This window comes from Burkholderia territorii (genome assembly GCF_001718335.1).
GTDB classification, from domain to species: Bacteria; Pseudomonadota; Gammaproteobacteria; order Burkholderiales; family Burkholderiaceae; genus Burkholderia; species Burkholderia territorii.
Genome location: NZ_CP013365.1, coordinates 2158195 through 2171413, shown reverse-complemented (window position 1 = coordinate 2171413; position 13219 = coordinate 2158195). Strand labels below are relative to the sequence as shown.

Sequence of the window (13219 nt, the reverse complement as noted above, 5' to 3'; positions counted from 1 at the left end):
CAGCCCGGTGTCGCTTACCAGCGATAGCCGACACCGGCCCCCGCGCCGAAAGAGCCGTGGCCCGACACCGCTGTCGTGATCGAGCCTTTGACGAGCCACTTCGTCGTCGCGACCGACAAGCCGACCGCCATCGCGCTTTGGCCGCCGTACGTGCCGCCGCCGAGCGCCACGACTTTCTCGCCCGGCAGAACGGCCTGCGGCAGGTTCGCCATCGCAATCGCGCTCGCCGTGCCCGCATCCGCATCCTTGCGGTACTTCGACATTTCCTCGCGAACCGAATTGATCGCACCGTTCAGCTGACGCACGTTGACGCCGTCCGTCGGTGCGGTGCCGTCGGCAACGTTGGTCAGCTGGCGCTCGGCGCCGGGTGCGCCGATCGACACGGTATTGTCGCGATCCGCAACCGAGTTCGCGCCCAACGCGACGGCATTGTTGGCGCTCGCGCGGCTGTTCGTGCCGATCGCGGTGGAGTCCGTGCCGGACACGTTCGAACCGGTGCCGATCGCGGTGCCGTTCGCGGCGGTGACTTTCGAGTTCGTGCCGATGGCCGTGCCGTTCGTCGCGGTGACGGTCGCGTTCACACCGACCGCCGTACCGTTGTCGCCCGACACGTTCGAGCCGTTGCCCACCGCAGTGCCGTTGGTTGCGGTGACCGACGTGTTCGTGCCGATCGCGGTGTCCGTCGGGTCCGTCACCGTGCCGCTCGGAACGCTCGACGATATCTTGCCGACGGTGGTCGTCAGCGATGCGAGGTCCGCGGTCAGTGTCGACACCTGGTTCGCAATCGAGAACAGTTGCGAACCGTTCACGGCGTCGGTGCTGGTCGCGCTGATGGCACCCGCCGCGACGTTCACGATCTGCCGCTCGGCCCCCGCGCTGCCGACGCTGACCACGCCGACTGGCGTACCCGCGAAGCCGCTGTAGCTGACGCCGTTGAGCGTCACGCTGCTGACGGTCGTGAACGCGCGCGTGGCTGCGTTCGAGCCCAATGCAACGGAATTCGCGTCGGCGGCGCTCGCACCTTCGCCGATGGCGACCGCATTCACGGCGGAGGCCGTCGCACGGGCGATGGCGACGCTGCCGATCGCGGACGCCGAGCTGTCGATGCCGAGTGCGACGGCGTCGCCCGCGCCGGCATTCGCCTGGAAGCCGAGCGCGGTACCGCCGGCCGCGATGCTGCCCTTGCCGACGGCCGTCGAAAATGTCGCGGTCGCGCTCGCGCCTTGCCCGACGGCAGTGGACTGGTCGACGGCGAATGCGCCCTGACCGAACGCCGACGCGGTCGCGCCGTTCGCTACCGCGCTGTCGCCGACTGCCGTCGCCTGCGTACCGACCGCGCCCGACAGTGCGCCGACCGCTGTCGCGTGATCGCCGGTCGCGGTGGCATTACCGCCCAGCGCGGTGGCCTGGGTGCCGGTCGCGGCCGCCATGCGGCCGATCGCGACGGTTTCGCTGTAGGCGCCGGTCGACGAACCGGAGTTCGCCACCGCTGCGGTGCCGATCGCCACGTTGTCGCAACCCGTTGCGTTCGCCGGATACGTGCCGCTCCCCGAGATCGCGATGTTGCCGACGCAGCCGCCCGACGTGTCGGTGGACGTGCCGTTCTGCACATAGTCGGCCCGCGCCGGCGCGGAGGCCGCGAATGCGATCATGGCGGCGCCGATCGCGACGGCAAGCGCCGAGTTCGACTTCTTCGGGGCGCGTTGCGCCGACTGTCCCAACCCTCGTTGAATCTTCATCTCGTTGTTCCCAGGCTCGATGTGAAAGACGTGTTGTGTTTGGCGCGGTCCGTGAAGGATTTGTCGATCGGATCGAATCGTTCGTGTCCGTTTTGTGACGGGTGTTGCCGGTTCGTCGACAAAATGAAAGCTGTACTAATCAAATTGAACGATCGTCGACTTCGAATCGGCGGCAACCGCGCACGAATCGCGACTACGTACTTCGATCGCGGCCACATCCGCACTTCGAAATCCGAAGCTCGGGCCGCGACGACGCATTGTGATTGGCCTCGGCCGCGTCCATGTTTGCCGCGGCGGCTGAACGCTATGTTTCGGGGGAAATTCGGGCGGCGACGCGCACGATGCGGAGACGGGAATGCGGTGCGGCTGGCTCACGCGGGCGCGTGACGTTCGCCGGGCGCGGTCAGGACAGGCGCGGATTTGCCCGCCGGGCGGGCGCCAGCCATTTCCGCGTGCTCAACCGCTTGCCTAGATCGGCAGCCGCACCGTCTGCTTGATGCGCTTCAGCGGAATCTCGGTTTCGACGTTGCGTACGCCTTCGATCTGCGTGAGCGTTTCCATCTGAAAGCGCTGGTAGTCGTCCAGATCCTTCGCGATGACGCGCAGCAGATAGTCGTAGCTGCCGGCCATCAGATGGCATTCGAGCACCTCGGGCGCTTGCTCCATCTCGCGCGCGAAGCGTTCGACGGTCGTCTTGTCCTGACGCTCCAGCGTGACGCGCACGAATGCCGTGAATCGCAGCTCGACGGCCGCCGGGTTCAGCAGCGCGACGTACGCGTCGATGACGCCCTGTTCCTCGAGCAGGTGAACGCGGCGCAGGCAAGGCGTGGGCGAGAGGCCCACCTCCTCGGCGAGTTGGGCATTCGTCTGATTCGAGTTTCGTTGCAGCGCACGCAAGATGCGCCGATCGATGGCATCCAGCTTGATTGGCATTTTTGACTACCAACGTGATGAAGATTGGAGAATAACTCCAAATCAAGCATCGAAAATAGCCGACTTCGCAGCCATTCTCCACGGCAGGTTGCCGATAATCGGACGACTGCCCGGCGTCGCAGGCGCGCGCGATTCCCGCCCGTCCGCCCCGTCGTCGCTTTCAGGAGAATTCCGATGCCGCACGTAGCCTGGTTGCCGTTCATGGCCACCTCCATTCTGATCATTCTGACGCCGGGCCAGGACATGGTGCTCGTGATATCGCGCACGCTGTCCGGCGGCACGCGGGCGGGCCTCGTGACCGCGGCGGGTGTCAGCGTCGGCTTGCTCGTGCATACGATGCTCGCGACGCTCGGCCTCGGCGCACTTCTTCAGGCGTCCGAATGGCTGTTCACTGCATTGAAGATGATCGGCGCGCTGTACCTGCTGTACCTTGGCATCACGTTGCTGCGTTCGTCCGGCGAGCTGACGCTCGCGAGCGGTCGCGACGCGCCGGCGTCCGGCTTGCGCACGTTCGCGCAAGGCGCGCTGTCCAACGTGTCGAATCCGAAGGTCGCGCTGTTCTATCTCGCGTTTCTGCCGCAGTTCGTTCCTGCGGGCGCCACGCATCCGATGCTGTCGTTGTTCGTGCTCGGCACGACGTTTGCCGGCCTGACGTTTCTCGTCAAGGGGCCGGTCGCGTTGTTCGCCGGCCTGCTGTCGACGTCGATCCGGCGCAATCCGCGCATCCTGACCCGCATGCACCGGGTGAGCGGCGCGGTGCTTCTCGGGCTGGGCGTGAAGCTGGCGTTCGAGCGGCGTTGACGATGCTCACTGAGCCGGCATCGTCTCCGCCAGCGTGCGCATCGCGTCCACCGTTTCCGGGTTCGCCGGGAAAAACGCCTCGATCGCGAGTTCCGACAGCGTGACGTCCACCGGCGTGCCGAACACGGTCGTCGTGCTGAAGAACGTCAGTTCGCCGGCGGCCGTGCGCAGCCGCAGCGGCACCGCGATGTCCGCGTAGTCGGCTCGTGCGTGCGTGTCGTCGGGCTGGCCGGCAGGTGCCGGATAGGCGGCGAGCTCGTCGCGCAGCGCATGCAGCGTGCGATCGCCGCTCGCGTCGATCTGTCGTTGCAGCCGATGCAGGATATGCGCGCGCCATTCGTGCCAGTTGACGATCTGCGGCGCGAGGCCGTCAGGATGCAGGCTCAGGCGCAGCACGTTGACGGGCGGCTGCAAGAGCGCCGGATCGGCCTGCTTGACGAGCGCGCCGAGCATCCGGTTCGCCGCGAGCAGCGTCCAGTGACGATCCACCGCGAGTGCCGGGTAAGGTTCGTGGCCGCGCAGCACGGCTTCGACCGCGTGCCGTGCCGCATCGAGCTGCGGATCGGAGAAGGGACGTTCGCGAAACAGCGGCGCATAGCCGGCCGCGACGAGCAGCGCATTGCGCTCGCGCAGCGGCACGTCGAGGCGCTCGGCGAGATGCAGCACCATCTCCCGGCTCGGCTGCGCGCGCCCGGATTCGACGAAGCTCAGGTGTCGCGCGGACACCTCCGCCTCCAGGGCGAGGGCCATCTGGCTCAGCCGCCGGCGTTGACGCCAGGTGCGCAGCAGCGAGCCGATGCCGGACACGCGGCCGGCGGACGGAGGGAGCGATTGAAGGGTGGCGGTCGAGTTCATGACGAGGATGATAGGCAATCCCGCGCGCATCGGGCATTACCTGCGAGGTAAGCATTCCGGATCGGCGCGCATTCGCGCCGCCGCCTGCCGCCGCCCGAGGCCCCGTTGCGCCTCCGCATTCCGTTCCCGGATGTGCGCTGACGCTGCGTTACCATAGCTCCCGTGCCACCTGAGAGGCGACATCGGCCCGCGACCACGGCGCCCGGCCGGATGCCGCGCACATTTACAACAAGGCATTCCAGGGGAATCCAACAATGAAAAAATTCGCCGTCCGCGTCGCCTGCATGGCGATGCTCGCGCTCGCCGCAACCAGCGGCCATGCGCAGACCGAAGCCGCGCAGGTCGAAATGAGGGCCGCCGCCGCGGCCGCCAACAAGGTCGTCGTGAACGGGCCGGCCGATATCGACGTCAAGCACGAAGCCGTCCTGAAGCTGAAGGACGGCGAGTCGTTCGTGCCGGCCGCCGAAGCCGGCCGCTACCTGCGCTCGATGGGCAACTCGATCGACGAATCGAAGCTGGTCGGCCTCGTGCTGCCCACGGACCCGGACGCTGACTGGATCTCGGTCGTGTCGTTCGAGCCGAGCGGCTACATTCGCGACGACGACGCGAAGGACTGGAAACCGGACGAATTGCTGAAGAGCCTGCAGGCCGGCACGGAGGCAAACAACCCGGCGCGCAAGGAACGCGGGCTGCCGGAGACCGAGGTGGTCGGCTGGGCGCAGGCGCCCGCGTACGACGCCGCCACGCACCGGCTCGTGTGGTCCGCGATCATCCGCGACAAGGGCGCGGCGGCGAACGCGCAAAGCGACGGCGTGAACTACCGGACGCTCGTGCTCGGCCGCGACGGCTACCTGTCGCTGACGATGGCGTCGACGCTCGCCGATCTGCCGAAATACAAGCCCTCGGCCGACGAGCTGCTCGCGAACATCCGCTTCAACGACGGCAAGCGCTATGCCGATTTCAACAAGTCGACCGACCACGTCGCGGAGTACGGGCTCGCGGCACTGATCGTCGGCGTCGGCGCGAAGAAGCTCGGGCTGCTCGCGCTGATCGGCGCGTTCGCCGTGAAGTTCTTCAAGATCGGCGCGGTCGCGTTGCTGGCGGGCGGCGCGGCGCTGAAGCGCTTCTTCGGGCGCAAGCCGAAGCCGGCGGCCGTGCCGGTCGTTGCCGATGCAACCGACGCAGCCGACGCTGCCGCCGTGTCCGGCACGGAGCGCAAGGAATGACGAAGCTGCTGTTGCTGGTTTTCGGCGGCCTGAAGCTCGGCAAGGTGCTTATGTCGGCGGGCACCATGCTGGCGTCGATCGCGGTCTACGCGCTGTTCTACGGATGGCGCTTCGCGGCCGGCTTCGTCGCGCTGCTGCTGGTTCACGAAGCCGGCCACTACGTGGCCGCGCAGCGGCGCGGGCTCGACGTCGGGCTGCCGACGTTCATTCCGTTCGTCGGCGCATGGATCCAGCTGAAGGAGATGCCGCACGATGCCGAAACCGAAGCGTACGTCGGGCTGGCGGGGCCGTTCGTCGGCACGCTCGGCGCGCTGGCCTGCTACGCGGCCGCGCGGCATTACGACAGCAACCTGCTGCTCGCGCTCGCCTACACGGGCTTCTTCCTGAACCTGTTCAACATGATTCCGCTGTCGCCGTTCGATGGCGGGCGCATCACGGCGGTGCTGTCGCCGCGCATCTGGTTCGCGGGCGTGCCCGTTCTGATCGCGCTGTTCGCGTACCGGCCGAGCCCGCTGCTGATGGTGATGGCGATCCTCGCGCTGCCGCAGTTGAAGCGCGCGTGGCGCTACGATCCCGACGCGCCGGAGAACCGTGCGTACTACGCGACGTCGGTCGAGACGAAAACCACCTACGCGCTGTTCTACGTCGGCCTGCTCGCGTTTCTCGCGCTGATGACGTCCGGCGTGCACGACATGCTGCGCGTCGCGCATTCGGCGGCCTGAGCGACGTGAAAACGGCGGCCGCCGATGCGCGGCCGCCGTCGCTTCCCGGTGCCTCCCCGACGGTCACGCGTCGCGATGACGCAGCTCGACGCGCTTGATGTCCTTCACGATCACCAGATAGCTGAGCACCGTGACGAGCGCGTTCAGCCCGACGAACACGAGCGCGCCGTTGAACGAACCGCTCGCGCCGACCAGGTAGCCGATCGCGATCGGCGCGACGATGCCGGCCGTGTTGCCGAACATGTTGAACAGGCTGCCCGACAGGCCGATCGCTTCCTTCGGCGCCGTGTCCGCGACGACGGCCCAGCCGAGCGAACCGATTCCCTTGCCGAAGAACGACACGGCCATCAGCACGATCACGAGCGCTTCGCTGTCGACGTAATTGCAGCCGATGATCACCATCGACAGCAGCATGCCGCCGACGATCGGGATCTTGCGCGCGAGCGTCAGCGACACGCCGCGGCGAATCAGCATGTCCGACAGCATCCCGCCGAGCACGCCGCCGAGGAACCCGCAGACTGCCGGCAGCGACGTCATGAAGCCCGCCTTCAGCAGCGACATCCCGCGCGCCTGCACCAGATAGATCGGGAACCACGTGAGGAAGAAGTATGTGAGCACGTTCACGCAGTATTGGCCGAGGTAGACGCCGAGCAGCATCCGGTTCGACAGCAGCTGGCGCACGTAGTACCAGCCCGCGACGCGGCTGCCTTCGGACGCCGACGCCGCGCCGGCGCCGCGCGCGCGGGTCGGCCCGCCCGTGGTGCGCACGAGGCCGCCGCCTTGCTCGATGTGCTCGAGTTCCGCGCGGTTCACCGCCGGATGGTCGGCCGGATCCTTCATCACGCGCAACCACAGGAATGCAAGCGCGATGCCGGCGAGGCCGAGCCACAGATACACGTGATGCCAGCCATACGCATGCGTGAGCCACGCCATCAGCGGCGAGAACACCACCGCCGCGAAATACTGCGCGGCATTGAAGATCGCCGACGCCGTGCCGCGCTCGGCGGTCGGGAACCAGCTTGCGACGACCTTCGCGTTCGCGGGAAACGCCGGCGCTTCGGCGATGCCGACCGCAAAACGCATCGCGAACAGCGCGGTCACGGCGAACGCGGCGCTGCCGCCGAGGCCGATCGTGCTTTGCAGCAGCGTGAACGCCGACCACAGGAAGATGCTGGCCGCATACACGCGGCGCGCGCCGAAGCGGTCGAGCAGCCAGCCGCTCGGCAATTGCGCGAGCACGTAAGCCCAGCTGAACGCGGAGAAGATATAGCCCATCGTCACCGGGTCGATGCCGAAAGCCTTGCGGATCGGCGTGCCGGTGATCGACAGCGTCGCGCGGTCCGCGTAATTGAGCGTCGTGACGACGAACAGCATCGCCAGGATCCAGTAGCGCACGGCGGTGCGGCGCGCGGTGCCGGCGAGGTCGATCGGAAGATCGCGGGAGGGAGTCTGATTGGGCACGTTAAAGTAGTACGTCGTCGTATGACATGACTGAAAGTTTATGTGTCCGCTCAGAATGTGGAAACCTCGGGTTTTCCCTTTGTAAGTTGACGAAAAAGGGTAAGAATGACGGCTTATGCTCGACGGATAAGGCGCGACGCCAAGCGGCAACGCTGCGCACGCGACGCCTGAATGACGAAACGATGTCGGCAGACATCATATCTGTTGGGCTACAATGAGCGAATCATTCCCGAACCACGGAGCACATCCCATGCAACTGACTGGAGAGATGCTGATCGGCGCCGAAGCGGTGGCCGGCTCGGCGGGCACCTTGCACGCGTTCGACCCGACGAAGGGCGCGACGATCGATGCGCCGGCCTTCGGCGTCGCGACGCAGGCCGACGTCGAGCGCGCGTGCGAGCTCGCGCGCGATGCCTTCGACGCGTACCGCGCGCAGCCGCTCGCGGCTCGCGCGGCGTTTCTCGAAGCGATCGCCGATGAAATCGTCGCGCTCGGCGACGCGCTGATCGAGCGCGCGCACGCCGAAACGGGCCTGCCCGTCGCGCGGCTGCAGGGCGAGCGCGGCCGCACCGTCGGCCAGCTCCGGCTGTTCGCGCGCGTCGTGCGCGACGGTCGCTTCCTCGCCGCGTCGATCGATCCCGCGCAGCCCGCGCGCACGCCGCTGCCGCGCTCGGACCTGCGGCTGCAGAAGGTCGGGCTCGGGCCGGTCGCGGTGTTCGGCGCGAGCAACTTCCCGCTCGCATTCTCGGTGGCCGGCGGCGACACCGCGTCGGCACTCGCGGCCGGCTGCCCGGTGATCGTGAAGGCGCACGAGGCGCACCTCGGCACGTCCGAGCTGGTCGGCCGCGCGATCCGCGCGGCGGTGGTGAAATGCCGGATGCCGGACGGCGTGTTCTCGTTGCTGATCGGCCCGGGCCGCGTGACCGGCGCGGCGCTCGTCAGCCATCCGGCGGTGCAGGCCGTCGGCTTCACCGGCTCGCGCCAGGGCGGCATGGCGCTCGTGCAGCTCGCGAACGCGCGCCCGCAGCCGATTCCGGTCTATGCGGAAATGAGCAGCATCAACCCGGTCGTGCTGTTTCCCGCCGCGCTCGCCGCGCGCGGCGACGCGATCGCGACCGGCTTCGTCGATTCGCTGACGCTCGGCACCGGCCAGTTCTGCACGAACCCGGGCCTCGTGCTCGCGGTTGACGGCCCCGATCTCGACCGCTTCGAGTCCGTCGCGGCGCAGGCGCTCGCGAAGAAGCCGGCCGGCGTGATGCTGACGCGCGGCATCGCCGACGCGTATCGCAGCGGACGCGGCAAGCTGGCCGAACTGCCGGGCGTGCGCGAAATCGGCGCGGGCGAGGCGGCGCAGACCGAATGCCAGGGGGGCGGCGCATTGTATGAAGTTGCTGCCCAGGCGTTCCTCGCCGAGCCGGCGTTCGGCCACGAAGTGTTCGGGCCCGCATCGCTGATCGTGCGCTGCCGTGACTTCGACGAGGTCGCACGCGTGCTCGACGCACTCGAGGGCCAACTGACGGCCACGCTGCAGATCGACGCCGACGACAAGCCGCTCGCGCGCCGCCTGCTGCCGATCCTCGAACGCAAGGCCGGGCGCCTGCTCGTCAACGGTTACCCGACCGGTGTCGAAGTGTGCGACGCGATGGTGCACGGCGGGCCGTTCCCGGCGACGTCGAACCCGGCCGTCACGTCGGTCGGCGCGACCGCGATCGACCGTTTCCTGCGGCCCGTGTGCTATCAGGACTTCCCGGACGACCTGCTGCCCGAAGGGCTGCAGGAAAGCAACCCGCTCGGTATTCCGCGGCTGCGCGACGGCCGGGCGGAGTGATGGTGCGGCGGCGCGGCACGCAGCCGGGCCGCTTGCCGAAGCAGTGAGAGCGGGGGCCGCCTGTTGGCGGCTCCCGCTTTTTTCATGATGGCTTTCGCGTCGCCGGAATTTCTCCTACAGTAGCGGGGCCTCGGGCCGCCCGGTCCGCAGGCGAGCCTGAGAGACCACAAAATTCCAAGAGGAAGTCATCCGATGAACATCAGCAAGCGCGGCGACCACCTGTTCGCCGCCGGATTGTGGAAGGTGATCGGCGGCGTCGCGCAGGCCGTGCGCAGCCGGATCGGCCAGTACAGCGAAGGGCGCGTGCTCGCGAATGCGCTGCTGGAATTCCAGCGCGACCTGGGCGGCAGCGAATTCGACGTGACCATCAACCAGGGGCGGTCCGTCACGGGCTCCGACGCGCATTCGCTCATGTTCGGCCGCGCTGTGGACCGATTCCGGCAGGACATGGAAGCGCTGGTGTTCGCGCTCGAGCATCGCCGCAACATCGACGAGCGCGACCCGAGCCTGCGCACCGACGCGCTGATGCAGGCCAACAGCGCGCTGTCCATCGCGAAGCAGTCGGCCACGATCACGGTCGGCCGGTTCTTCGATGCCGTCGTCGATCGCGACGTGCTCGGCCAGATTCTCGGCGGCGAGTCGAACGCGCGCGCACGGGCGGGCACGCAACAGCAGATCGAGGCGACGCGGATCAAGCTCGCCAACGTGCGTCACCGGATCATCGGCGTCATCGCGCAGATGTGACCGCGCGCGGCGCGGCGGGATGCGTGGCATGGCCGCCGCTGCAAACGACGGCGGCCGGCAGGTGCCGGCCGCGATCCAACACGGGCGATGCAACAAGCCGGCCGCGGCGCGGTTGAAGGCGCTGCGCCGGCCGGCCCTGCTTACTGCGGGCCCATCTTCTTGATCAGCACGTCCAGTTCGGCCATTTCGTCGTCGGTGAGGTCGACGAGCGGCGCGCGCACCGGGCCCGCGTCGTGGCCGACGAGCTTCGCGCCCGCCTTCACGATGCTGACCGCGTAGCCCGCGCGACGGTTGCGGATCTTCAGGTACGGCAGGAAGAATTCGTCGATCAGGCGGCCGACCGTTGCGTGGTCGTCCTTCGCGATCGCCTCGTAGAACGCCATCGCCGTCTTCGGGATGAAGTTGAACACGGCCGACGAGTACACCGGCACGCCGAGCGCCTTGTACGCGGCTGCGTAGACTTCGGCCGTCGGCAGGCCGCCGAGGTACGCGAAGCGGTCGCCGAGACGGCGGCGGATCGTGACCATGCTCTCGATTTCGCCGACGCCGTCCTTGAAGCCGATCAGGTTCGGGCAGCGATCGGCGAGGCGCTCGAGCATGTCGGCGTTCAGTTTCGAATTCGCGCGGTTGTACACCACGACGCCGATCTTCAGCGCGCGGCACACCTGCTCGACGTGCTCGGCGATGCCTTCCTGGCTCGCTTCGGTCAGGTAGTGCGGCATCAGCAGCACGCCGCTCGCGCCGAGGCGCTCGGCTTCCTGCGCATATTCGATCGCGACGCGCGTCGCGCCGCCGGCGCCGGCCAGGATCGGCACCTTGCCCTTGCAGGTTTCCGTCGCGACACGGATCACATCGGAATACTCGCGCTGCGTGAGCGAGAAGAATTCACCGGTGCCGCCGGCCGCGAACAGCGCGGTCGCGCCATACGGCGCCAGCCATTCCAGACGCTCGGCATAGGTGCTCGGACGGAAGCTGCCGTCCGAGTCGAAGTCCGTCAGCGGAAACGACAGCAGGCCGTGGGAGATGATCTGTTTGAGTTCTTGCGGTGAGGTCATGGTTAGGTCGTCCGTCTAGCGCGAGTGCTGGGTTCGTCGGGTACGGCATCCGGGCCATATTGGCGATGTCGTTGTATGTCATCGTACAACGCAGGAACGAGCAATGCAAGCAGCTTCCCGACAGATAAAGGGTAGGGTCTTTCCGGATAAGGGTTTACGTAATATCACGCACGGGTGTTGAATGTCGTATGATGACTAACGATCTGACTGGTAGCCTTCCAGGAATTCCGATGACTGCTTCCCCGCTTTATATCCGCGTCCATCCGGACGACAACGTCGCGATCGTCGTGAACGACGGCGGCCTGCCCGAGGGCGCGACCTTCGCCGACGGCCTGACGCTGCGCGAAGGCGTGCCGCAGGGGCACAAGGTCGCGCTGGTCGACCTCGCCGCCGGCGACCCGATCGTCCGCTACAACGTCGTGATCGGCTACGCGCTCACCGAGCTGCGCCGCGGCAGCTGGGTCAACGAGCGCACGATGCGCATGCCCGAGCCGCCGGGGCTCGACGACCTGCCGCTCGCCACGCGTGCCGCGCCGCCGCTGGCGCCGCTCGAAGGCTATACGTTCGAGGGTTTCCGCAATCCCGACGGTTCGGTCGGCACGCGCAACATCCTCGCGATCACGACGACCGTGCAGTGCGTGTCGGGCGTCGTCGAGCATGCGGTGAAGCGGATCAAGGACGAACTGCTGCCGCGCTACCCGAATGTCGATGACGTGGTCGGGCTCGAGCACACATATGGCTGCGGCGTCGCGATCGATGCGCCCGATGCCGACATCCCGATTCGCACGCTGCGCAACATCAGCCTGAACCCGAACTTCGGCGGCGAAGTGATGACCGTGAGCCTCGGCTGCGAGAAGCTGCAGCCCGAGCGCCTGCTGCCGCCCGGCGCGATTCCGCTGGCGGCCGACGGCGCGACGGACAACGGCGGCGTCGTGTGCCTGCAGGACGCCGCGCACGTCGGCTTCAACTCGATGATCGATTCGATCATGAAGATGGCCGAATCGCATCTCGAGCGTCTGAACCGCCGTCGTCGCGAAACCTGCCCGGCGTCGGAACTCGTCGTCGGCGTGCAGTGCGGCGGCAGCGACGCGTTCTCGGGGCTGACCGCGAACCCGGCGGTCGGCTTCGCGGCCGACCTGCTCGTGCGCGCGGGCGCGACGATCATGTTCTCGGAAGTGACCGAGGTGCGCGACGGTGTCGCGCAGCTCACGTCGCGCGCGGCGAACGAGGATGTCGCGCGCGAGATCATCCGCGAGATGGACTGGTACGACCGCTACCTGCAGCGCGGCCGCGTCGACCGCAGCGCGAACACGACACCCGGCAACAAGAAGGGCGGCCTGTCGAACATCGTCGAGAAGGCGATGGGTTCGATCGTGAAGTCGGGCAGCGCGCCGATCGCCGGCGTCGTGCGCCCCGGCGACCGGGCGCGGCAGAAGGGGCTGCTGTACGCGGCGACGCCCGCGAGCGACTTCATCTGCGGCACGCTGCAACTCGCGGCGGGGATGAACCTGCACGTTTTCACGACCGGCCGCGGCACGCCGTACGGCCTCGCGCAGGTGCCGGTGATCAAGGTCGCCACGCGCAGCGATCTCGCGCGCCGCTGGCACGACCTGATGGATCTCGATGCCGGGCAGATCGCGACGGGCGCGGCGTCGATCGAAGAGGTCGGCTGGGAGCTGTTCCGGCTGATGCTCGACGTCGCGAGCGGCAAGCGCCGCACGTGGGCCGAGCAATGGAAGCTCGCGAATGCGCTAACGCTGTTCAATCCGGCGCCGGTGACCTGACGCGTGCGGTTGCGACGGCGGACGATGCGGGCGCCTTCGGGCGCCCGTTTTCAATAGCGGCGGCGCGGTTT

Annotated in this window: 11 protein-coding genes; 6 read left to right on the top strand and 5 right to left on the bottom strand. The window is 67.7% G+C overall.

What is annotated here, in order from left to right; all coding sequences use genetic code 11:
• Positions 1-14 precede the first annotated feature (14 nt).
• Both WS51_RS09560 and WS51_RS09555 read right to left on the bottom strand, forming a co-directional pair.
• Entirely contained in the window at positions 15-1739 is a 1725-nt protein-coding gene (locus tag WS51_RS09560) for a YadA family autotransporter adhesin (protein ID WP_059810208.1), read from the bottom strand.
• 468 nt (positions 1740-2207) lie between these two features.
• A complete protein-coding gene (locus WS51_RS09555) occupies positions 2208-2672 on the bottom strand; it encodes an Lrp/AsnC family transcriptional regulator (protein ID WP_081053177.1) in 465 nt (154 codons plus the stop codon).
• A gap of 174 nt (positions 2673-2846) precedes the next feature.
• Between WS51_RS09555 and WS51_RS09550 the strand changes: the two genes are divergently transcribed.
• On the top strand, positions 2847-3473 hold the full coding sequence (locus tag WS51_RS09550) for a LysE family translocator (RefSeq protein WP_069229008.1): 627 nt from the start codon (positions 2847-2849) through the stop codon (positions 3471-3473).
• Positions 3474-3479: 6 nt separating this feature from the next.
• Here WS51_RS09550 and WS51_RS09545 read toward each other — a convergent pair whose 3' ends face one another.
• Positions 3480-4328 carry a helix-turn-helix domain-containing protein gene (locus tag WS51_RS09545; RefSeq protein WP_059772875.1) on the bottom strand — a complete coding sequence of 283 codons (849 nt, stop codon included), beginning with the start codon at positions 4326-4328 and terminating at the stop codon, positions 3480-3482.
• 254 nt (positions 4329-4582) lie between these two features.
• On the opposite strand from WS51_RS09545, the gene WS51_RS09540 reads away from it, so the two are divergent.
• Complete coding sequence (locus WS51_RS09540) at positions 4583-5554, top strand: DUF2167 domain-containing protein (RefSeq protein WP_069229007.1); 972 nt, start codon at positions 4583-4585, stop codon at positions 5552-5554.
• Positions 5551-6276 carry a site-2 protease family protein gene (locus WS51_RS09535; protein WP_069229006.1) on the top strand — a complete coding sequence of 242 codons (726 nt, stop codon included), beginning with the start codon at positions 5551-5553 and terminating at the stop codon, positions 6274-6276. The genes WS51_RS09540 and WS51_RS09535 overlap by 4 nt, the downstream gene beginning before the upstream one ends.
• Positions 6277-6339: 63 nt before the next feature.
• Here WS51_RS09535 and WS51_RS09530 read toward each other — a convergent pair whose 3' ends face one another.
• On the bottom strand, positions 6340-7737 hold the full coding sequence (locus tag WS51_RS09530; RefSeq protein ID WP_069229005.1) for an MFS transporter: 1398 nt from the start codon (positions 7735-7737) through the stop codon (positions 6340-6342).
• Positions 7738-7987: 250 nt separating this feature from the next.
• On the opposite strand from WS51_RS09530, the gene WS51_RS09525 reads away from it, so the two are divergent.
• Both WS51_RS09525 and WS51_RS09520 read left to right on the top strand, forming a co-directional pair.
• A complete protein-coding gene (locus tag WS51_RS09525) occupies positions 7988-9565 on the top strand; it encodes an aldehyde dehydrogenase (NADP(+)) (protein WP_059543308.1) in 1578 nt (525 codons plus the stop codon).
• Positions 9566-9757: 192 nt separating this feature from the next.
• The gene (locus WS51_RS09520; protein ID WP_059799229.1) at positions 9758-10309 is read left to right on the top strand and encodes a hypothetical protein; all 552 of its coding nucleotides are present in this window, start codon (positions 9758-9760) and stop codon (positions 10307-10309) included.
• A 140-nt stretch (positions 10310-10449) separates the two neighbouring features.
• Here WS51_RS09520 and kdgD read toward each other — a convergent pair whose 3' ends face one another.
• Positions 10450-11364, bottom strand: coding sequence for a 5-dehydro-4-deoxyglucarate dehydratase (gene kdgD, locus WS51_RS09515; protein WP_069229004.1), 915 nt, complete (start codon positions 11362-11364; stop codon positions 10450-10452).
• Between the two features lie 230 nt (positions 11365-11594).
• Here kdgD and garD point away from each other — a divergent pair, with 230 nt between their 5' ends.
• A complete protein-coding gene (gene garD, locus WS51_RS09510; RefSeq protein ID WP_069229003.1) occupies positions 11595-13148 on the top strand; it encodes a galactarate dehydratase in 1554 nt (517 codons plus the stop codon).
• The last annotated feature ends 71 nt before the right edge of the window (positions 13149-13219 follow it).

Bases quoted from the DNA above. Each gene is read 5' to 3' on its own strand.
- WS51_RS09560 (WP_059810208.1), bottom strand. From the start codon at position 1,739: ATGAAGATTCAACGAGGGTTGGGACAGTCGGCGCAACGCGCCCCGAAG.
- WS51_RS09555 (WP_081053177.1), bottom strand. From the start codon at position 2,672: ATGCCAATCAAGCTGGATGCCATCGATCGGCGCATCTTGCGTGCGCTG.
- WS51_RS09550 (WP_069229008.1), top strand. From the start codon at position 2,847: ATGCCGCACGTAGCCTGGTTGCCGTTCATGGCCACCTCCATTCTGATC.
- WS51_RS09545 (WP_059772875.1), bottom strand. From the start codon at position 4,328: ATGAACTCGACCGCCACCCTTCAATCGCTCCCTCCGTCCGCCGGCCGC.
- WS51_RS09540 (WP_069229007.1), top strand. From the start codon at position 4,583: ATGAAAAAATTCGCCGTCCGCGTCGCCTGCATGGCGATGCTCGCGCTC.
- WS51_RS09535 (WP_069229006.1), top strand. From the start codon at position 5,551: ATGACGAAGCTGCTGTTGCTGGTTTTCGGCGGCCTGAAGCTCGGCAAG.
- WS51_RS09525 (WP_059543308.1), top strand. From the start codon at position 7,988: ATGCAACTGACTGGAGAGATGCTGATCGGCGCCGAAGCGGTGGCCGGC.
- WS51_RS09520 (WP_059799229.1), top strand. From the start codon at position 9,758: ATGAACATCAGCAAGCGCGGCGACCACCTGTTCGCCGCCGGATTGTGG.
- kdgD (WP_069229004.1), bottom strand. From the start codon at position 11,364: ATGACCTCACCGCAAGAACTCAAACAGATCATCTCCCACGGCCTGCTG.
- garD (WP_069229003.1), top strand. From the start codon at position 11,595: ATGACTGCTTCCCCGCTTTATATCCGCGTCCATCCGGACGACAACGTC.